This window comes from Salininema proteolyticum (genome assembly GCF_042685645.1).
Classification (GTDB): Bacteria; Actinomycetota; Actinomycetes; order Mycobacteriales; family Micromonosporaceae; genus Salininema; species Salininema proteolyticum.
The window spans coordinates 4,127,513-4,146,617 of sequence record NZ_JBHUNX010000001.1 but is presented as its reverse complement, the minus strand read 5'-3'; the positions used below and the strand labels follow the sequence as shown (position 1 = coordinate 4,146,617).

At 68.0% G+C, this 19,105-nt stretch carries 18 protein-coding genes; 8 read left to right on the top strand and 10 right to left on the bottom strand.

Annotated elements, in window-relative coordinates; all coding sequences use genetic code 11:
- Positions 1-110: 110 nt before the first annotated feature.
- The 4 genes from sepH (at position 111) to ACFTE1_RS19080 (ending at position 4,292) form a co-directional block, all read left to right on the top strand.
- Complete coding sequence (gene sepH, locus ACFTE1_RS19095) at positions 111-1,259, top strand: septation protein SepH (protein ID WP_380619524.1); 1,149 nt, start codon at positions 111-113, stop codon at positions 1,257-1,259.
- Positions 1,260-1,353: 94 nt separating this feature from the next.
- Entirely contained in the window at positions 1,354-2,238 is an 885-nt protein-coding gene (locus tag ACFTE1_RS19090) for a hypothetical protein (protein ID WP_380619522.1), read from the top strand.
- A 210-nt stretch (positions 2,239-2,448) separates the two neighbouring features.
- Positions 2,449-3,756 carry an MFS transporter gene (locus tag ACFTE1_RS19085; protein WP_380619520.1) on the top strand — a complete coding sequence of 436 codons (1,308 nt, stop codon included), beginning with the start codon at positions 2,449-2,451 and terminating at the stop codon, positions 3,754-3,756.
- A gap of 323 nt (positions 3,757-4,079) precedes the next feature.
- A complete protein-coding gene (locus tag ACFTE1_RS19080) occupies positions 4,080-4,292 on the top strand; it encodes a hypothetical protein (protein WP_380619518.1) in 213 nt (70 codons plus the stop codon).
- Between the two features lie 109 nt (positions 4,293-4,401).
- Here ACFTE1_RS19080 and ACFTE1_RS19075 read toward each other — a convergent pair whose 3' ends face one another.
- The 4 genes from ACFTE1_RS19075 to ACFTE1_RS19060 all read right to left on the bottom strand — a co-directional run bounded on the left by ACFTE1_RS19075 (position 4,402) and on the right by ACFTE1_RS19060 (position 9,423).
- Positions 4,402-4,896, bottom strand: a complete 495-nt coding sequence (locus tag ACFTE1_RS19075; protein WP_380619516.1) for a hypothetical protein — start codon at positions 4,894-4,896, stop codon at positions 4,402-4,404.
- A gap of 280 nt (positions 4,897-5,176) precedes the next feature.
- Complete coding sequence (purM, locus tag ACFTE1_RS19070) at positions 5,177-6,229, bottom strand: phosphoribosylformylglycinamidine cyclo-ligase (protein WP_380619514.1); 1,053 nt, start codon at positions 6,227-6,229, stop codon at positions 5,177-5,179.
- 24 nt (positions 6,230-6,253) lie between these two features.
- Entirely contained in the window at positions 6,254-7,699 is a 1,446-nt protein-coding gene (gene purF / locus ACFTE1_RS19065; protein ID WP_380619512.1) for an amidophosphoribosyltransferase, read from the bottom strand.
- Positions 7,700-7,974: 275 nt separating this feature from the next.
- Positions 7,975-9,423 (bottom strand): carboxypeptidase regulatory-like domain-containing protein, encoded by a 1,449-nt coding sequence (locus ACFTE1_RS19060; protein ID WP_380619510.1) that lies wholly within the window; start codon positions 9,421-9,423, stop codon positions 7,975-7,977.
- A 143-nt stretch (positions 9,424-9,566) separates the two neighbouring features.
- On the opposite strand from ACFTE1_RS19060, the gene ACFTE1_RS19055 reads away from it, so the two are divergent.
- Positions 9,567-9,902, top strand: coding sequence for a sterol carrier family protein (locus ACFTE1_RS19055; protein WP_380619508.1), 336 nt, complete (start codon positions 9,567-9,569; stop codon positions 9,900-9,902).
- A 26-nt stretch (positions 9,903-9,928) separates the two neighbouring features.
- Positions 9,929-11,140, top strand: a complete 1,212-nt coding sequence (locus ACFTE1_RS19050) for an arginine deiminase (protein WP_380619506.1) — start codon at positions 9,929-9,931, stop codon at positions 11,138-11,140.
- 99 nt (positions 11,141-11,239) lie between these two features.
- On the opposite strand, the gene ACFTE1_RS19045 is transcribed toward ACFTE1_RS19050, so the two are convergent.
- Both ACFTE1_RS19045 and ACFTE1_RS19040 read right to left on the bottom strand, forming a co-directional pair.
- Positions 11,240-12,910 (bottom strand): ABC-F family ATP-binding cassette domain-containing protein, encoded by a 1,671-nt coding sequence (locus ACFTE1_RS19045; RefSeq protein WP_380619504.1) that lies wholly within the window; start codon positions 12,908-12,910, stop codon positions 11,240-11,242.
- 89 nt (positions 12,911-12,999) lie between these two features.
- Entirely contained in the window at positions 13,000-13,368 is a 369-nt protein-coding gene (locus ACFTE1_RS19040) for a hypothetical protein (RefSeq protein WP_380619502.1), read from the bottom strand.
- Between the two features lie 211 nt (positions 13,369-13,579).
- Between ACFTE1_RS19040 and ACFTE1_RS19035 the strand changes: the two genes are divergently transcribed.
- The gene (locus ACFTE1_RS19035) at positions 13,580-14,185 is read left to right on the top strand and encodes a hypothetical protein (protein WP_380619500.1); all 606 of its coding nucleotides are present in this window, start codon (positions 13,580-13,582) and stop codon (positions 14,183-14,185) included.
- Positions 14,186-14,282: 97 nt separating this feature from the next.
- Here the strand turns inward: ACFTE1_RS19035 and ACFTE1_RS19030 are convergent, their stop codons facing one another.
- The 3 genes from ACFTE1_RS19030 to ACFTE1_RS19020 are packed head-to-tail and all read right to left on the bottom strand — an operon-like array spanning position 14,283 to position 17,338.
- Positions 14,283-15,941 carry a CDP-glycerol glycerophosphotransferase family protein gene (locus ACFTE1_RS19030; RefSeq protein ID WP_380619498.1) on the bottom strand — a complete coding sequence of 553 codons (1,659 nt, stop codon included), beginning with the start codon at positions 15,939-15,941 and terminating at the stop codon, positions 14,283-14,285.
- A 13-nt stretch (positions 15,942-15,954) separates the two neighbouring features.
- Positions 15,955-16,662: an SDR family NAD(P)-dependent oxidoreductase gene (locus ACFTE1_RS19025; protein WP_380619496.1), complete on the bottom strand. Its 708-nt coding sequence runs from the start codon at positions 16,660-16,662 to the stop codon at positions 15,955-15,957.
- The gene (locus ACFTE1_RS19020) at positions 16,655-17,338 is read right to left on the bottom strand and encodes an IspD/TarI family cytidylyltransferase (RefSeq protein ID WP_380619494.1); all 684 of its coding nucleotides are present in this window, start codon (positions 17,336-17,338) and stop codon (positions 16,655-16,657) included. The genes ACFTE1_RS19025 and ACFTE1_RS19020 overlap by 8 nt, the downstream gene beginning before the upstream one ends.
- 291 nt (positions 17,339-17,629) lie before the next feature.
- On the opposite strand from ACFTE1_RS19020, the gene ACFTE1_RS19015 reads away from it, so the two are divergent.
- Complete coding sequence (locus tag ACFTE1_RS19015) at positions 17,630-18,532, top strand: LysR family transcriptional regulator (protein ID WP_380619492.1); 903 nt, start codon at positions 17,630-17,632, stop codon at positions 18,530-18,532.
- Positions 18,533-18,631: 99 nt separating this feature from the next.
- Here the strand turns inward: ACFTE1_RS19015 and ACFTE1_RS19010 are convergent, their stop codons facing one another.
- Positions 18,632-19,036, bottom strand: a complete 405-nt coding sequence (locus ACFTE1_RS19010) for a VOC family protein (protein ID WP_380619490.1) — start codon at positions 19,034-19,036, stop codon at positions 18,632-18,634.
- Positions 19,037-19,105: the final 69 nt, after the last annotated feature.

Here is a 19,105-nt window from a genome sequence, read left to right as displayed (position 1 = left end):
ATGCTTGTGGCGCTGGGAAGGTACAGTTTAAGGCTAGAACCGGACTCGCAAGACATACAGACCAGACCAGTTCACGGGAAAGTGCCGAAAAAAGGGACGAGGTGACGGGCATGAGACCAGTGAGGTTCGTAGCCCTCTCGGATGACGGCCAAGCGCTCGTGCTCGCCGACGAGTTGGGGCGCCTGCTCGCCCTGCCGCTGGACGAGCGCGTCCAATCGGTCGTGGACATCCACCAGTCGGAGAGCGCCGGCCCCAAGATCCTGCCGCGAGACGAGAGTCCGAAGGCCGGGGCCGTGCGGCCCACCCTCAACCTTTCCCCCCGCGATATCCAGACCCGCATCCGCGCGGGCGAGTCGGCCGACGAGATCGCCATGTCGGCGGCCGTCCCCGTCGACAGGGTCCTGCGCTACGCGGGGCCGGTCCTGCAGGAGCGGGCGATGCTCGCCCAGTCGGCACGGCGCGCGAGGCTGAGCACGTCCTCGGAGAACGAGCGCATGTCCGCGGTCGTGGACGACAAGCTGGCCCAGCACGGCGTCGACCCCGACGCGGTCTCCTGGGACGCCTGGCGGCTCGAGGACGCCTCCTGGCTCGTCCAGGCCTCGTGGTCCTCGGGCAAGACGACCGCGCACGCCCGCTGGAAGCTCGACAGGACCCGCCGCAGCGTGACGCCGGACGACGAGATGGCCCAGTTCCTCTCGAGCCTGACGCCGCAGCCGCAGGCCCCCGCCCGGCCGGAGTACCCGGCGCAGCAGAGCTCCCGGCCCTCGCGCGACCCGCTCCACGGAGTGGTCGGCGAAGAGCCCGAGGAGCGGGAGTCCCAGCGGGCGCAGCAGGAGGCGCACTCGGCCGGCCTGCCCGGTTCGACCTCCGAGCAGCGCACCGCCGACGGCGGACTGCCGGGATCGGCCACGCCGGCGACCCGCGCGCCCTCGGCCGTCCCGCCGATCGAGGCGCCCGGACGGCCGCAGCGCGCCGACGACCCGCTGCGCCGCGACCGCCTGCGGGAAGTGCTGGAGCGTCCTTTCGACGTGGAGCCCTCGGAGGCGCGCGGACAGCGTCCCGCGCCCTTGGGGCTGCCCGGATCGACCGTGGCCGAGGAGCAGGAGAGCCCCGAGGTCCCGTCGCTGGCGCTCCTGCGCCCCACCGAGCACAAGGCCGAAGGCCAGGGGGCGGCGCTGGCCGGCTCCGGCGGCCGTTCCAAGCGTCCGCGCAACGAGCTTCCCGCCTGGGACGACGTCCTGTTCGGACCTTCGCGGTAGCCAACGGCCCAACGAGGCGGCGTCCGGTTATCGGGCGCCGCTTTCCGCTGTCCCGCACCATACCCCGTTTGCCGCGCCCCGGTATTTTAATCAGGTGAGTTGGAAAGACAAGATCACCAGTATGACCGACCGGGCCCGCGAGTCCGCCTCCCAGAAGACGAACGCCGTGGTGCGCCAGGGGAAGGCCGCGGCCTCCGACCTCACCATGGAGGACGTCCTGGCCCGGTTCCCCCTGCCCCACCGCCCCTTGGACCGCGAGTGGCAGGTCGGGCTCTCCACCTTCGTCACCGGCGGGCGCAAACCTCCGCGGGGGACGGGGATCCTGCTCAACAGGCTGGACATCGTCGGCGGCATCACCATCTCCCCCGACGAGATCGGGTTCGACGGGGACAACGCGAAGTGGAAGAAGGTGCGCTGCTTCCGGACCAGGACGGTGGACGACATGATCGCCACGGCCGTCAACGAGAGCATCGTCGACACCATCGCCGGCTTCCTCCCGCCCGTGCCCGGACGCGAATGGGCCGTCGAGAAGGCGTCGGGCATCTTCTTCACCCTCTTGGCGCTGTCGGCCGACAAGGCGATCAAGAACCCCGAGACGGTGGGCCGCCAGTTCATCGCGAACGTCGAGTACAAGGGGTGGATCAGGACGAAGGAGGCCGAGACCGGCCTGTTCTCGACGCCTCTGATGATGCTGCGCCCCGACCTCGAGGCCCTGATCCGCGAGGAGGCGGCCGAGCGGGCGGTCCCGATCGAGAACGCCGAACCCGAGGTGGTCTTCAAGAACGCCGAGGAGCGGGCCGCCTGGCTGTCCGAGATGAAGGAGAAGCTCACCTTCAAGCGCCGGGAGGCCGAGGAGCGGGCCGAGGGGGCGGCGCTTCCGGAGGGCGAACAGGCCGACGCCATGGAGGCGCAGGGCATCGCCCAAGAGTCGATGGGCAAGCCGATACCGCAGCGGGCGGCGCCCGGGAACGAGGGATAGACCGCGCCGTCCCGTCCGTGGCCGGGGAGTCCGGACCGCCCCGGGAAAGCGGGGCGGAGAATGGTTTCGGCCGTTGCCGGGAGGGCCGGGGACCGCCCACGGAGAGGGAGAACGGGCGGGCCCCTCCGCCTCGTGGGCCCTGCTCGGTATGGTGAGTTTCCCCTCAAGCACTGGCTAGCCGGTCGGCAAGTAAAATAAGCTGGACGGGATATGTCCCCGAAAATCGCCGAACAGCTGCACCAGACGTTCCGAGCCCTGAGCGTCTCGGAATACCGCGTCTACGCCGCAGGGCAGCTCGGCGGCACCCTCGGCTTCTGGCTCCAGACCACCGCCGTCTCCTGGCTCGTCCTCCAACTCTCCGGCGACTCCGGCCTCGCCCTCGGTGGCACCCTCGCCCTCCAGTTCGGGCCCATGCTCATGTTCGGGCTCTTCGCCGGCCGCGTCGCCGACGGCTTCGACAAGCGCAAGGTCCTCCTCCTCTCCTCCATCGGCCAGGCCCTGATCGCCGGATCCCTCGCCACGACCGTCCTCACCGGACACGCGGAGATCTGGCACGTCTACCTCGCCGTCTTCGCCTCCGGCTGCATCCAGACGATCGAGGGCCCCACCCGCCAGTCGTTCTTCTCCGAGCTGGTCGACAAGGACATGCTGCCCAACGCGATCAGCCTGGGCTCGGCGATCTTCAACATCTCCCGCATCTTCGGCCCCACCCTCGCCGGACTGCTCATCGCCCTGACCTCGACCGGCGCGGTCATCGCCGTCACCGCCGCCCTCTTCCTCTCCCCGGCGCTCGCCAACGCCGTCCTACTGCGCCGCGAACTGCGCAACCAGGCGCGGCCCACGCGCGACAACGCCGTTCTCCCGGCCCTGCGCTACCTCAAGACCCGCAAGGACATCCTCGGCGTCCTCTTCATGGTCGCCCTCATCGGCGGGTTCGCCTTCAACTTCCCCGTCACGCTCTCGCTGCTGTCCAAGACCGAGTTCGGCACGGACGCCGACGCCTTCGGGCTCCTGCTCACCTGCCTGTCGGTCGGCGCGCTCGTCGGCGCCCTCTACAGCGGGCGGCGGTACACCAGGCCCAGCGCCCACGACGTCATCTGGTCCGGACTGCTGCTCGGAGTCGGCACCACCGCCACCGGCTTCGCCCCGAACCTGCCGACGGCCGGGGTCCTGCTGGTCCCCACCGGCTTCGCCATGGTGTACTTCGCTCAGGCGGCCAACCAGCGCATCCAGATGGGCGTCGGCGGCAAGATGCGCGGACGGGTCATGGCCGTCTACATGATGATCTTCCTCGGCTCCACTCCCATCTGCGCGCCGATCGTCGGGATCGCCTCCGACATCGCGGGCGGACGGGCCGGCCTCTGGCTCGGCGGCGTCATCTCCGTCGCCGCCGGAGTGGCCGGGCTGATCGCCAAGGCCGCCTCCGACAAGGGCGGGAAACCCGGCGGAGCGCCCCTCAAAGGGCAGGCCGGGATCGAGCGGGCCCGGCGCCGCCCCGTCGCCGCGGAGAACTCCTAGGGGCCAACGGTCACAATTCGGCCCCTTTGGTTACCGATCCGTTTTGTTTTCGCATCCTTCACCTGCGCCGCAAGAGGTTGCGCGGGGTTAGAGGAATCTCGATGCCTGCTTCCGGTGGCACGTGGCCCGCCGGCCGCCGCTAGCCTGGTCGGTGTTCAATACATTCGCTCCGGCGAAAGGACCGCCGTGCCCCTCAGCCCCGTCCTGACTCGTCCTCCCGCCACCGGAGCCGTTTCCGCGGCCTGTCCGCCTTCTCGGCAGGCGGCGCCGACGAGAAGCCGGCCGGGCGCGAGGACGCCGTCGCCGGACCGGCGGCGGCTTCGGTGGCACTGTGCCTGGCGATGGACGACGGGTTCGCCGCGACCCGGTTCACCGAGTCCCTCGCCGAAGAGAGCGGGTACTCGGAGAACGGCGCGGTGAACCAGGCCTGCTTCGGCAGCGAGGCGTTCTGCGACACGCGCTCGCCCGGCCTGGAGGAGGCCTGCCCGGAGATCCCGGCCGACTTCATCGAAGCCGGTGAGGAACCGGGTTACTAGACCATCGCCCCTCGAAAAAGCGCGGGCGTCCTTTCGGGGGAGAGGCCGCCCGCGCGATGGAAAAGGAATGGGCGGGCCCGAGGGCCCGCCCATTCCGTTCGTCCGGAGCTCAGTTCTCCTTGAAGAACGTCTCGAAGTCGTCGCTGCGGTCCTCGCAGAACATCCGTCCGAAGTAGATGACCACCGCTCCGTCGCTCATGGTGAGCCGGTGGTTCTCGCTCACCCAGCGGTGGTAGGCGGGCAGGTCGTAACCGGCGTCGAGGGCCGCGCACGAGCCGGCGCCGACCGTGGCGAGCTCGTCGCCGTCCAGCCCGGCCAGGTCGTCGTCCTCGAACTTCGCCGAGTTCTCGAAGGAGGCCAGGGCCTGGTCGAAGGCCGTCCGGGCGTCGTCGTTCGCGGTGTACTCGCCGACGGCGGAGTCGTCGAGTTCGACCTCCGCCTCCTGCGCGGTGGCGTCCCCCGCCGTCGGCGAGGAGGACTCGGACGCGGTCTCGGAGGACGGATCGTCGGAACCGCCGCCCCCGCCGGTGCATCCGGCGAGCGCGAGGGCGGAGACGGCCAGGAAGGTGAGGGAGGTCGGGGCGAAGGCTTTGGGGCGGAGCATGGTGCGGTTCCTTCATCCGGGCGACGAGGCCGCCCCGGCGGCGACGTCGGGAAGATTGTCGGTGTCTGCCTCCGACGATAACAAGTAGGTGCCCGCACTACGGCCCCCTGCGAATCAGAATATGACACGGGTCTATGCGGAAATTCGCAGGTCCTGGTAGGAACGCTTGTGGCGCAGAGAAAGTGGCGTGCGACCGGTAGAATGCGCGGACGCGCCGAGGGGCCGCCCCGCGACGGCGGAACGGCCCCTCGGAAAAAGCCTCCGGAGAGGGCGGGAAGGCCTACTCGGACTTGTAGTCGCCCTCGAGGCGGACGATGTGCTCGCCCTCGGTGACCCGGCCGACGACCCACGCCTCCATGTGGCGCGCCGTCAACAGCGCCAGAGCGCGGTCGACCTGGTCCTCGGGGAGGATCGCGGCCATGCCGACGCCCATGTTGAAGGTCCGCTCCATCTCGGCGAGGTCCACGTCGGCGGTGCGCCGCAGGACGTCGAAGACGGGGTTGGGGCTCCAGGTCGAACGGTCGACGGTGGCGGTCAGGCCGTCGGGCAGGGCGCGGATCAGGTTGCCCGCGATGCCGCCGCCGGTGATGTGCGCGAAGGCGTGGACGTCGCACTCGGCGATCAGCTCCAGGCAGTCCTTCGTGTAGATGTGGGTCGGCGTCATGAGCTCCTCGCCCACGGTCCGCTGAGTGCCGAACTCGGGGACGGCCTTGTCGAGGCCCAGGCCGCCGACCTTGAGGATCTGGCGCACCAGGGAGAACCCGTTGGAGTGGACGCCGGTGGAGCGCATGGCCACGACGACGTCGCCCTCGCGGACGCCATCGGGGCCGAGCACCTTGTCGGCCTCGACGACGCCCACGCCGGTGGCGGAGATGTCGTAGTCGCTCTCGTTCATGACGCCCGGGTGCTCGGCGATCTCTCCGCCGATCAGGGCGCATCCGGCGTAGCGGCAGCCGTCGGCGATGCCCGCGGCGATATCGCTGATCCGCTCGGGGACGACCTGGCCGGTGGCGATGTAGTCCAGTAGGAACAGCGGCTCGGCACCGCAGACGACCAGGTCGTCGACGACCATGGCGACCAGGTCGACGCCGACCGTGTCGTGGATGTCGAGCTCCTGGGCGATGGCCAGCTTGGTGCCGACGCCGTCGGTGGAGGAGGCCAGCAGCGGCTTCTCGTACTTGTCCGTGTCGAGGGCGAAGAGCCCGGCGAAGCCGCCGATCCCGCCGACGACCTCGGGCCGCGTGGTCTTCTTGATGGCGGGCTTGATCGCCTCGACGGCGGCGTCGCCCTTGTCGATGCTCACCCCGGCAGAGGCGTAGGAGACTGTAGGCATGGTTTTCCTCTTAGACGGTGCTTTTTAGGCGGTACTGGTCAGCAGGTTCTTGCCGAGGTTGTCGGGCAGCTCGACGGGGTACTTACCGTCGAAACAAGCGCGGCACAGGTTGTCGGACTTCTGGCCTGAGGCGGCGGTCAGCCCGTCGAGCGAGATGTAGCCGAGGCTGTCGGCGCCGATCTGCTCGCAGATCTCCGAAACGTCGTAGTTGTCGGCGATCAGCTCTTCACGGGTGGCGAAGTCGATGCCGAGGAAGCACGGCCATTTGATGGGCGGTGAGGAGATCCGCACGTGGACCTCCTTGGCGCCCGCGTCGCGCAGCATCTTGACCTGCGCGCGCTGGGTGTTGCCCCGGACGATCGAGTCGTCGATGACGACCAGGCGCTTGCCGCGGATCTGGTCGGTCAGCGGGTTGAGCTTGAGGCGGATGCCGAGCTTCCGCAGCGAGTCGGAGGGCTGGATGAAGGTCCGGCCCACGTAGCTGTTCTTGGCGAAGCCGAGGCCGTAGGGGATGCCCGATTCGTTGGCGTAGCCCACCGCGGCGGGAATGCCGGACTCGGGGACCCCGATGACCATGTCGGCGTCGGCGGGGTACTCGCGTGCCAGCACGCGGCCCTGCTCGATGCGGGACTGGTAGAGCGTCTGCCCGTCGAAGCGGGAGTCGGGGCGCGAGAGGTAGACCCACTCGAAGAGGCAGTGCTTCGGCTCGGGCTCGGCGAAGCGGGTGGACCGCACGCCGTCCTCGCCGATGGAGAGGATCTCGCCCGGTTCGACGTCGCGGACGTAGCTGGCGCCGACGGTGTCGAGCGCGGCGGTCTCTGAGGCGACCATCCAGCCCTTCTCCAGCTTGCCCAGCACCAGCGGTCGGATGCCCTGCGGGTCGCGGGCGGCGAAGAGCCGGTCGTTGTCGATGAACACCAGCGAATAGGCGCCCTTGACCTGCGGTAGGACGTCGCTCGCGGCCTCGGCCAGGTCGGTCGACGGGTGCCCGGTGAACAGCGTGGCCAGCAGGCCGGTGTCGCTGGTCATGGAGCCGACGTCGAGGCCGTTGGACACGGCGGTGTCGAACAGCTCCGAGAGGTTGACGAGGTTGCCGTTGTGCGCCAGCGAGACCGATACGCCGCCGGTGTTGGCGCGAATGGTCGGCTGGGCGTTCTCCCAGGTCGAGGACCCGGTGGTGGAGTAACGGGCGTGTCCGATGGCGACGTGCCCCTGGAGCGGGGCGAGGGTTTTCTCGTCGAAGACCTGGGCGACCAGGCCCACGTCCTTGTAGACGACAGTGCGGTCGCCGTCCGCGACCGCCATCCCCGCGGCCTCCTGGCCGCGGTGCTGAAGTGAGTAGAGTCCGAAATAGGTCAGCTTTGAGACTTCTTCACCGGGGGCCCAGATGCCCACGACGCCGCAGGCGTCGCGCGGACCGGGGTTCGCAGGATCGATTTCCACGGTGAGACGGCCATCCCCTCGGGCCACTGGGAAACTCCTCTGTCGGGATGTTCTCGCGGAGAGAATCGGAAAAGGACTAGGACTGGGGTCGTCGGCACTCCGTCGGATTCTGTGACGCGGCCTCCCGTCAGCCTCCACTTGTAGTCTATACGAGGTTCGTCCCCCGTCCACCACCCCAAGTGAGGGGGCGGTGCAGGACACGTGTGCAATGCCTCTCCCCCTGCCGGTGAAATCGGACATGAGAGAGGGGCGGGGACACCCGAAGTGGTGAACCCCGCCCCTCTCGCCGTCCGGCGTTCCGGTTACCAGCCGCTCTGGCGGCGGTCGTCCGGCCTCTGCCAGCCGCCCTCGTCGCGGCGCGGCTGCGGTCCCGGGCCGTAGCCCGGGGCCTGCGGACCCTTGTCCTTGTCGACGGTCGGCAGGATCGTCGTCTCGTCCTTCGGGGCCTGCGGCGGCAGGCCGCCCGGCGGAGGAGGCGGCGGGGGCTGCTCGGAGCCGTACTGCGGCATGACCTGCGTCGCGGAGTTGTCGTAGCCCGGTCCGAAACTGCTCTCCTGCTGAGAGCCGTAGCCGGCGAAGTCGTCGTCGTTGACCAGCGGGCCGTTGTGGATCATGGTCGGGGCCTCGCCCTGCTGCTGCCCCGGACCGGAGGCCTGGTAGACGCCCGGACGCCCGGTCTGGGCGGCCTGGCCCTGGTGGTCCGGCGGAAGGTCGGGGAGCGGACGGTCGTCCTCGTTGTCGTCGTCATCGCCCTTGCCGCCGCGCAGCAGCAGCACGATCGCGACGATACCGCCGATGACCAGGAGAGCGCCGATGATGATCATGGCCCAGAGGGTCGGCGACATGCCGCCCTCCTCCGGCTCCTCCGCGGCGGCCGGCTCCTCGTCCTTCGGTTCCTCTTCCTTCGGCTTCTCCTCTTCGACCTTGGGGAGTCGGATCTCCTCCTCGGTCTCCTCGAAGACATTGCGGGTCACCGTCTGGGTGTCGTAGCCTTCCTTCGAGACCGTCAGGCTGATCTCGCCGGGGGCGATGTGCTTCTCCTCGTTGCCGACGAACTCGAAGACGCCGCTGGAGTCGGTGGTGGCCGTGTAGCTGTTGCCCTCGGAGTCCTCCAGCTTGACCTCGGCGCCGTCCACGGGCTCGCCGTTGTCCACGACGGTGCCCTTGACCATGGGGATGGACTCGGGCTGCGGCTCCTCGGTGCCCCTCACGGTCAGCGAGGTCGACTTCTCGGCCGGCTTGCCGTCCATCGTCGCGCTGATGACCAGCTGGCCCTGCATGACGTCCTCGGTGGTCAGCTCCGACTGGGTCGCAGGGGTGAGCGTGATGGCAAGCGCCTGTTCGCCCTTTTCGGGATTGCGGCTGCCCTGTTTCTGCGGCATGGTGAACGAGCAGGTGACCTGTGAGCCGTTGCTCTGCTGGCTGCCGGGGCAGCTGTTTCCCTGTCCGAACGACGCTGTCACGTGGGCGTCTACGCCTCCGACGGTGGCGCGGACCTCGGTAGGTGTGCCGGCCTTGCCGGTCACGATGAGGCCGATCTGCGCGGGGGTGGCGCCTTCTCCCGTCTCCAGCTGCGGGTCGTGGCCCGACTGGATCCGGACGGCGGGCTCCTGGGCCAGAGCGGACGGGGCCGCCAGCCCGGCGCCGACGACGAGTCCGGCCAGGACTGCCGTCAACAGCAGGCGCGTTCGCCTCAGCGGACGTGCGGGCACCCCGCCGGCAGGTGCTTTACCAGCGGTCGTTCGGGCCATTGCTATCCCCTCCTGGGCTCTGTCCTACCGCCCGGCCGGACGTCTGCGGTCGGGCCGCCGCCGTTCCCTCCGGGCGCGGTGGGCCGCTCGGCGAGAGTCGGCCTACCATATTATTGATCAGTATCTCCGGAGGAGAAAGACCCATGTCGACCGACCCCACCGAATTGGTCATGGCCGCGGCGGAGACGCCCGGCGACAGGACCCTGGCCAAAGACGCCGTCCGCGCCGCGCTCAAGATTCTGGCCGCCAAAGCCCCAGGACACAGCGTGGAAGTCCGGGTGCCCCCCTACGGGGCGGTACAGGCCGTCGAGGGCCCCCGGCACCGCAGGGGCACCCCTCCCAATGTAATCGAGGCCACTCCCGAGGCGTTCCTGGCCCTCGCTACCGGAAAAATCACCTTCTCCGATGCCGTGGCCAGCGGATCGGTGCAGGCCTCGGGCCCGCGGGCGGACCTGACAGACCACCTCCCGCTGATATGAAGTCGATATGAACTAGGCTCAGGGGCATGATGGACCGGAATTACGGAGTCAACAGCGAAGTCGGCGTCCTGAAGACCGTCATGCTGCACCGCCCCGGCGGCGAGCTCAAAAGGCTCACCCCGAAGAACTCGAGCACCCTCCTCTTCGACGGCCTCCCCTGGGTGGAGCGGGCCGGCGAGGAGCACGACGCCTTCGCCGGCGCCCTGCGCGACCGGGGAGTGGAAGTCCTCTACGTGCGCGAACTGCTCGCCGAGGCCCTCGCGGTCGACAAGGGCCGGGCGGCCGCCGTGGACTCGCTCTACAACGAACCCGAGACCGCACTGGAGAACCTGGTCCGCGAGTTCCTCGACACCCTCGCCCCCGAACAGCTGGCCGCGGTGCTCATCGAAGGGCTCACCAAGCAGGAGCTGCTCGACCAGTTCCCCGCCGGATCCACCGCCGAGACCTCCCTCGCCTGGCGCATGATGCGCCCCCAGGGCTTCGTCATCGCCCCGCTGCCCAACACCATGTTCACCCGCGACTCGTCGCTGTGGCTGCCGACCGGCGCCGCCGTCACCTCCCTGGCCATGCCCGCGCGCCGCCGCGAGACCGCCCTGACGAGCGTCATCTACAACTACCACCCCCGCTTCGCCGACGTCCCCCACCACTACAACCACGGACTCGAGTCCGTCGAGGGCGGCGACGTCCTGCTCATCGCCCCCGGCGTCCTCGCCATCGGCGTCGGCGAGCGCACCACCGCCGCCGGAGCGGAGCGTCTGGCGCGCAAGGCCTTCAAGACCGGCACCGTCCACGAGGTCCTGGCCGTCCCGATCGCCCAGCGGCGCGCGACGATGCACCTGGACACCATCTGCACGATGGTCGACGAGGACAAGCTGGTCATGTACGCTCCCGCCGAGCACCAGCTCTCGGCCTACCCGCTGCGGCCGGTCGGCGACGACATCGCCGTGGGCGAGGCGATGCCCTTCGTCCGCGCCGCCTCGGAGGCCAGCAAGCGCGACCTCCAGGTGATCCACACCGGCACGCTCGACCGCGTCACCGCCGACCGCGAGCAGTGGGACGACGGGAACAACACCCTCGCCCTGGCTCCGGGCCGCGTGATCGCCTATGAGCGCAACACGATCACGAACGAGAAGCTGGCCAAGGCCGGCGTCGAGGTCGTCACCATCCCTGGATCGGAGCTGGTCACCGGCCGGGGAGGGCCGCGCTGCATGTCCTGCCCGATTTGGAGGGAGGACTAGCAAGCGGAGCCTGCCCGATCTGGCGGGAGAACTGACACTCCGGGCCGGGCCCTCGGCCGGTCACGGCCGTGCCGACGACGACACGGTGACCCGAGGGCCCTACCGGACGTCCCAGACCGGTTCGTTCACCTCGGTCACCTCACCGTCCTCGCCGAACAGGACGAAGCGGTCGAAGCCGCGCGTGAACCAGCGGTCGTGGGTGACGGCCAGGACCGTCCCCTCGAACGATCGCAGGCCCGTCTCGAGTGCTTCGGCGCTCTCCAGGTCCAGGTTGTCGGTCGGCTCGTCGAGCAGGAGGCACGTCGCGCCGGCCAGTTCGAGCAACAGGATCATGAACCGTGCCTGCTGGCCGCCGGAGAGCTGCCCGAAGGCCTGCTCGGCCTGTCCCGACAGCTCGTAGCGGCCCAGGGCGGCCATGGCCCTGCCCAGGTCCAGCGAGGGGCGGTCCTCGTCGGCCTCCCACAGGATCTCGACCAGGGTCTTGGCGTCCAGCTCGGGGTGCTCGTGGGTCTGCGAGAACATGCCGGGGTACACGCGCGCCCCCAGCTTGGCCTTGCCCTCGTGCGCGACGGGGGCGACGGGCTGGGAGGACCTCACGCCGTCCTCGGGCTCGGAGCCTCCCCGGGCCAGGAGGCGCAGGAAGTGGCTCTTACCGGTTCCGTTGGCGCCCAGGACCGCCACTCGGTCGCCGTACCAGACCTCCAGGTCGAACGGGAAGGTCAGGTCCTCCAGTTCGAGGCTCTCGCAGACGACGGCCCTCTTGCCTGTCCGCCCGCCCTCCAGGCGCATGCGGATGTTCTGGTCCCGCGGCGGTTCCGGCGGCGGCCCGGCCTCCTCGAACTTCTCCAGGCGCGTCTGCGCGGCCCGGTAGCGGGAGGCCATGTCCGAGTTGTAGGCCGCCTTGTTCTTGTACATCAGCATCTGGTCGCGCAGCTGCTTGTGCTTCTCGTCCCAGCGGCGGCGCAGTTCCTCGAACCTCTCCCAGCGGGCGGTGCGGGCTTCGCGCCACGTCGAGAAGCCGCCGCCGTGGACCCACGCACCGCCGGCCTCCACCGTCACGACCTGGTCGGCGGTGTTGGCGAGGACTTCGCGATCGTGCGAGACGAGCAGGATCGTCTTCTCCGAATCGCGGACGGCCCTCTCGAGGTCCCGTTTGCCCGGCACGTCGAGGAAGTTGTCCGGCTCGTCGAGGATGAGGACCTCGTCGTCGCCCGCCAGCAGCAGATGGAGCGCGAACCGCTTCTGCTCGCCGCCCGACAGGGTCGACAGCGGCCGGTTCTTCACCTCGTCCCAGGGGGCGTGCAGGATCGAGGTGGCGACGGTGTCGCACACGACCTCATAGTCGTAGCCGCCCGCCTCACCCCAGTCGGTGATCGCCTGGACGTATGCCGCCTGTGCTTCTTGGGCGGCGTTGGACAGGCGTCCGCGCTTCTCCGCCTTGGCGACGGCCGCTTCGGCGTCGATCAGGGCCTTACCGGGGGCACGGAGGAGGGGCGGGGCCAGGCCGGCCGCCAGGAGGGCCAGGGGACGGTCGCCCTCCCTCATGCCGACCAGCTGGCGCATGCGGCCGATTCCGCCGGAGGAGGTCACCGTTCCCGAGTCGGGGGCGAGGTCGCCGCACACGAGGTTCAGGAGGGTGGTCTTCCCCGCGCCGTTGGCTCCGATCAGGGCCGCCTTGGAGCCTTCACCCACCCGGAAGGACACCTCGGAGAAGAGGGTGCGCCCGTCGGGGAGGGTGTAGGTGACGTCGGAGAGGTTGATGTAGCCCATGACGCCATTCTCGAAGGCCGGGCCCGAGGGGTCAATCGGATTTGGGCGGAGTGGGGCGCTCGCGGCGGCGAGGTGCAAGCGCCCGTAGGTCAGGAGTAGCGAGTCCTCAATTCCGCCAGGTCCTTCCTGTTGAGCAGACCGGGCAGGCGGGGCGGGATCCGTTCGGAGCTTCCGTCGGGCGCCACGATGTAGAGGTTCGGGTACTTCACCTTCAGACGGGAACCCTCGGGTATGTCGAACCGGAACCCCCACCACCGGTGCGGGAATATCAGGGCGTCCTTGGTGACGATCAGATGCGGTACGCGCCAGTGGAGGAGGCTGAGCATGATGAGGACGGCGCCGGAGGTGATCAGGCCGCCGGCCGAGCTCGTGCCGTAGGTGAGGATGCCCATGGCGACGTTCATGGCACCGGTGCATGTTATGAGTATGCGGGGGACGAGGGATGATCTCACGTTCATGTCCAGATGGTAGCAGCCACTAACCAGTCGAATCCATATGCGACTGTTCTGCTGCATGCCGCCGTCGTGTAGGTAGATCAGGGTGTTTGTTGCACAAGGCAACCGCGGCAACCATGATGTTGACCTAGTGTGCCCGTAGTGATACGTTTCCACAGTCTTGAAAATTTCTCACAATGTTTGAGAATACTTTACCCCCATAGAAAGGCAAGGCATGAAACGGAAGCTCCTCACTACGCTGGCCGCGGCAGGACTGATGACTCTCGCCTCAGCAGGCCCCGCCGCTGCGGCGACGGGCGACTTCTCCCCCTCTAAAGGTGACCACTGCGTTACGAACCTCGACACCCTCGAAACCAACTGCTACGAAACTTTCACCGAGTCGATCGCTGAAGCGACGGGCGGCATTGTGACCGACGCTCCGTCGGATCCGCTAGACGCAGTCGAAAGCAAGGCCTTCGCGGACTCCGTCAACTACGGAATGGACGCTACCCAGAGCAGCGTGGAGCCGAAAGCTGACGCGTACCTGCTTTCGGTGGAGTACGAACACCGTTACCGAGGTGGCAACGGCGGTAAAACGTGGGCTCATTATGGGACGCGCCCGTGTCTCGTAGACGGAAAGAGGGACTACCAGATAAACGACATCAGGACGCAAGTTGATCCGTGGTGGAACGACCGCATCTCCTCGTTCCAGGGGTACCACACGTGCGATGTCAACCACTACCAGCACAGCCACCAGGAAGGATCATCGACCGGCCCCAAAAAGTCCATGGACGACATGGGCTACATGAACGACCGAACGACCTCGTTGACCTGGGGCTAGTGAATCGCTGACCAGCGGTCGCCAATCTATTCCGATCACGGATTAGACCATGGACGACGTTGGGGGCTGGAGTCGATGACTCCAGCCCCCAACGCTGTCACTTCAGATACTTGTTCGCCGCGTTTATGAAGGCCTGTTCGTACTCCTCCGGCGGGAAGTCGCCGAGGTAGTGAACCTTGGCCTTTCTCCGCTCCTCGGCCAGAGGATCCTTCTCGAGCAGGTCGTCGAGCACGGATTCCATATTGGATCCGTCCCCCTCGATCCGATAGGCCGCGTAGATCAGGGAGCAACTCAAGTGGAAGTCCTCCCTTTCGAAACGCGCGTCCACGACGGCGAAGGGCTTTTCGCTGTAAAGCCAGTCGGAGACGACGGAGCTGACGTCCGAGATGAGAGCGTCGGAGGCGTCCACGCAGTCGAAGAGCGTCATATCCTCGTTCACCTCCGGACCCCACCGGTGCCGGCGCCCGCTCGCGGCCGCGTCCTGCCGCAGGAACTCCTCGACGGCCGCCTTGTGCCGCGCCGTCTCGGGGATCCTGTCCGTGTAAGGGTGCGGTCGGAAGATGACCGTGGTGCCCCGCGCCGTCAGCTCTCTGAGCATCTCGACGCCTATGCCCAGGGAGCTGTAATTGGCGTCCTCGAAGTAGCCCGCCCAGGTCGGCGCGTACAGGACCGTCGGATCGTCGATCTCGGAGATCGCCCGCTCCGTGATGTCCAGCTGTGCCACCTGTGGACGGCCGACGATGTCGAACTTCTTCTCGGGAATGTCGATACCGTTGTCGGGGTAGCGGTCCAGTCCAGCCTGTCCGGCGACGAAGATCCTGTCGAACATTGCGGTCACCGGGTTGAAGCTCGACACCTTGTCCGAGTCTCCGTGCAGCAGCTGGACGTGCGTCAGGTCCGGGAACCGCACCATGTGCGTGTTCTTGGCGGCGTTGTTGACGTAGAAGACGGCCTTCGCACCTTCGGGCAGGACCTCGTCGACCAGGCTGAGGTCGCGCGCGAAGACGATGGGCCGGTCGGTGACCTCCTGGAGCGCGTTGAAGGCCCAGGCCTCGCGGACGAGGATGAAGTAGTCGCCGTCGAGCTTCTCCAAGTGCGGCAGCCACATGGCGACCTGGAAGGACGTGCCGGCAGGCGCGGCGAAATACAGCAGGAACGACGGTCGAACCTTCTCCAGCGCTTCCTTGGTCCTGGCGGCCCGCTCGTCGATGTCGTCGATGAGCAGACCCTCCCGGCCGACCAGCTTCAGCGCCGCGACCGCCGCGGCGGGAGCGAATCCGAGCAAGGCGACGGGAGCGAACGGCGCGGTCTCGGGAATGAACGCCGGGACCTGCAGTGCTATAAGCACCGCGGTGGACATGTAGTACATCGAACCAGGTGTGAACAGGGCCCTCTGTTCCGAACCCGGCAGTGACGCCGTGTCGAAGCGCTCGATGCGCATGGCTCGGCCGATGTACGGCTCGGCCGCCAAGGCGAGGTACACCAGGAGGATCGTCGCCGACAGGAGGGCCGGCGGCTGTTCGCCCGCGGAAGCGAAGGCGACGAGCGGCGTGAGGGCGAAGACGATCCGCCCCACCTTGTAACTGCCGGGCCGGTACTTCGGATCGGGTTTGAGGAATAGCGCCGCCGCGGCCGCCGCCAGTACCGGGGCCGCGAACGTACCGGGCAGGAACAGCAGCGAGGCGATGGTCGCCAACGGCAGCAGGACCCGCGTCAGTTTGCGCACCTTGCCCAGGTGTTTGAGAATTCCTGTCACAGGGGTCGTCTTTCTACTGTCGCACCACGAGGTTCTGGCTGTCGATGTAGGGACCGACTTCGGACGCCAGCATGTCGATCACCCCGGCGACGTGTTCGGGCTGCATGATCGTGGACGGATCCTCGTCGGGCGCCAGCGTCCTGCGCAGGTCCGTGGCGCACCGGCCGGGGGAGATGCAGACGACGCGCGTGTCGAAGATGGCCAGCTCGGCCTTCATCGCCTCGCTCATGTTGATCATGGCGGCCTTGGAGGCGCCGTAGGTCAGCCATCCGGGGCGACCGCCCATTCCGGCGGTGGAGGCGATGTTGACGATCAGGTCGAAGCGGTTTCCCTGCTGCAGCAGCTCCTGCACGATGGTGAACGGCGCGTAGACGTTGACCTGCATGGTGCGCTCGAAGTCGCCGAAGTCGATCTGCTGGATCGCGCAAGGGGCGGTGTAGCCGGCGTTGTTGACCAGGATGTCGATCTTCCCTGCGAGGGCCATGGCCTCATGGAGGAAGCCGACGATCTTGGCGCGGTCGGCCAGGTCCACGGTGAAGGGGACGATCTTCTTGCCGTGGGGGTTGTCGCTCGAGAGCCGCTCTTGGAGCTTGTCGAACTCCTTGGACTCGCGGGCGACGAGGACGATCGTGTCGACATCGTTGTCGCCGTAGAAGAACTTCTCAACGGTGGAGGCTCCGATGCCCTTGGAGGCCCCCGTGACCATCATGGTCCTAGTCATTGTCGGTGTTCCTTCCCATGAGAAAACCGACCAGCTTGACATCGGTCGGGGTGGTCACTTTGATGTTCTTGTCGTCGCCTTCGATGTATCCGACCTTGAAGCCGTTGGCGGCCAGCAGGGTGGCGTCCTCGGTGAACTGGGTGCCCTTGGCGGCGGCCTCGGCATGGGCGGCCAGGAGGTCCTCCTTCGAGAACTTCTGGGGCAGTTGCACGTTGCGCAGCCGGTCGCGGTCGAGCGAACCGGTGACGAGGGTCGAGTCCGGGTCGACGGGAGCGACGGTGAACGAGATCGGGATCATGTACCCGACGTTGTCGGCCTCGGCCTCGATCAGGTTCTCGAAGTCGTCGGCGCCGATCATGGGCCGGGCGGATTCATGGATGATGACCGACGAGTTCTCGGCGTGCGGGAGCATGGCCGCCACCGATTCGTGGCGGGTGGATCCGGCCGGCACGTACACGACCGGTGTCCGGATGGCGTAGTCCTCCACCAGGCGCTGGGTCGGTTCGAGGAACCCGGGGGGATAGTTGAAGACGATCTGGGTTATTTCCTCGACGGCGTCGGCCGCTATGAGGGAGTAGACGGCCATGGGGCGTCCATCAATTTCTATGAACTGCTTCGGGTGGCCCGCTGCGGCACGCGACCCGATCCCTCCGTTCAACAGGAGAAGGGTATGCATCGCTGTCTTCCTTTCGGGGCGATAGGGGTGTTCGAGGGGGCCGGGGCCCTGGGGGAGGCGAGATCCGGCATCCCTGATATTAACACTGATTGAATTAAAGGTGAATTTACCTACCGCGCAGGGTCTTTCCGCTGCAAGTCGTATGGACGCCAGGCACCGTTACGTTGAGAATGCGCTCACGGCGCCATTCTCAGGAAATTGCGGAGGGTGATGGATCGATACATTCTCGAGGAAATTCCGTCCGCGGGCGGAACGAGATCCGCGTGCGCGGAATGGGGATAGTCTTAGGCTATGGCTCTCTCACCGCGCGTTCCCGACCTGGCCAGCCTGGAACTGCTGACCACAGTGGGCTCCACCGGCGGCATCGGAGCGGCGGCTGCCGAGCTGGGCATCAGCCAGCCCTCCGCCAGCCACAGGATTCGCACCATGGAGAGGCTCGTCGGAGTCCAGCTCCTGCAGCGGACTCCGCGGGGGTCGCGGCTGACCTCCTCCGGGGCGCTCCTGGTCGAGTGGGCGACGACGGTCGTCGAGGCGGCGAGCGTGCTGGACGCGGGAATCGACGCGCTCCGCGATCAACGGGACGCCCACCTCGCGGTGTCGGCCAGCCTGACGATCGCCGAGTACCTCCTCCCGCGCTCCCTGGCGGAGCTGCGCCGCACCCGGCCGGAGACGACGGCGACCCTGACCGTCGAGAACTCGCACGACGTGGTCGACGCGGTCGAGGGCGGCCGCGCCGACGTCGGCTTCATCGAGGGGCCGCGGGCGCCGAGGGGCTTCTCCACGAGGACGATCGGCTCGGACGACCTGGTCGTCGTGGTCGCCCCCGGCCATCCCTGGTCCCGCCGGTCGAGGCCGTTGCAGCCCCGGGAGTTGGCGGCGACGCCGTTGATCAGCCGCGAGGCGGGATCGGGTACCCGCGCGGCGCTGGAGAAGGCCTTGGAGAAGTGGGCCGCCCCGGCCGAGCCGCTCTTGGAGCTCTCGTCGACCATGGCCGTCAAGGCCGCCGTGGCGCAGGGAGGCGGTGCGGCCGTGTTGAGCTCCCTGGCGGTGCAGGCGGAGGTGGAGTCGGGGCGTTTGGCGGTGGTGCCGGTGGAGGGGCTCGATCTGAGCAGGAGGCTTCGGGCCGTGTGGAACAAGGGAGCCCGGCTGCGTGGACCGGCGGCCGACCTGCTGGCGCGGTTGACGCACGGATAAGGCGAGCGGACAACGTCGGGACGGGAGCCCGTGTCCTCCCGCTCGGGGTGCCGACGCACGGTCGGACGGCCCCGTGCGGACGGGCGTCTTCCCGGCAGGTCAGCCCTGCTCGCTCGCGGCGAACGACGCCAGTTCTTCGGGAGTGAAGGCCCGGAGGACGCAGAACTCGTTGCCCACCGGGTCCGCCATGACGGTCCACGAGCCGCCCTCCTGGCCCACGTCCACCCTGGTCGCGCCCATCCGTTCGGCGCGGGCGATCTCGGCGGCCTGGTCGTCGGGGCGGAGGTCCAGGTGGAGGCGGTTCTTGACCGCTTTGCCCTCGGGGACCTTCAGGAAGAGGATGTCGGGGGAGACGCCGTCCTGGGGGCTGCCCTCCGGCGGTTCGAGGACGGTTTCCTCGTCGGTCTCGTGCGTGATCCTCCATCCGAGGAACTCGGCCCACCAGGCGCCGAGGGTCTTTGGGTCTTCGCAGTCCACGCAGATGCATTGCCATGTCAGTGCCATGGCAGGACTCTAGCAGCGAAGGGTTCGGGCCGCCATCGCTTTATCCGCTGTTCTTGCCTTGGGGCGCAG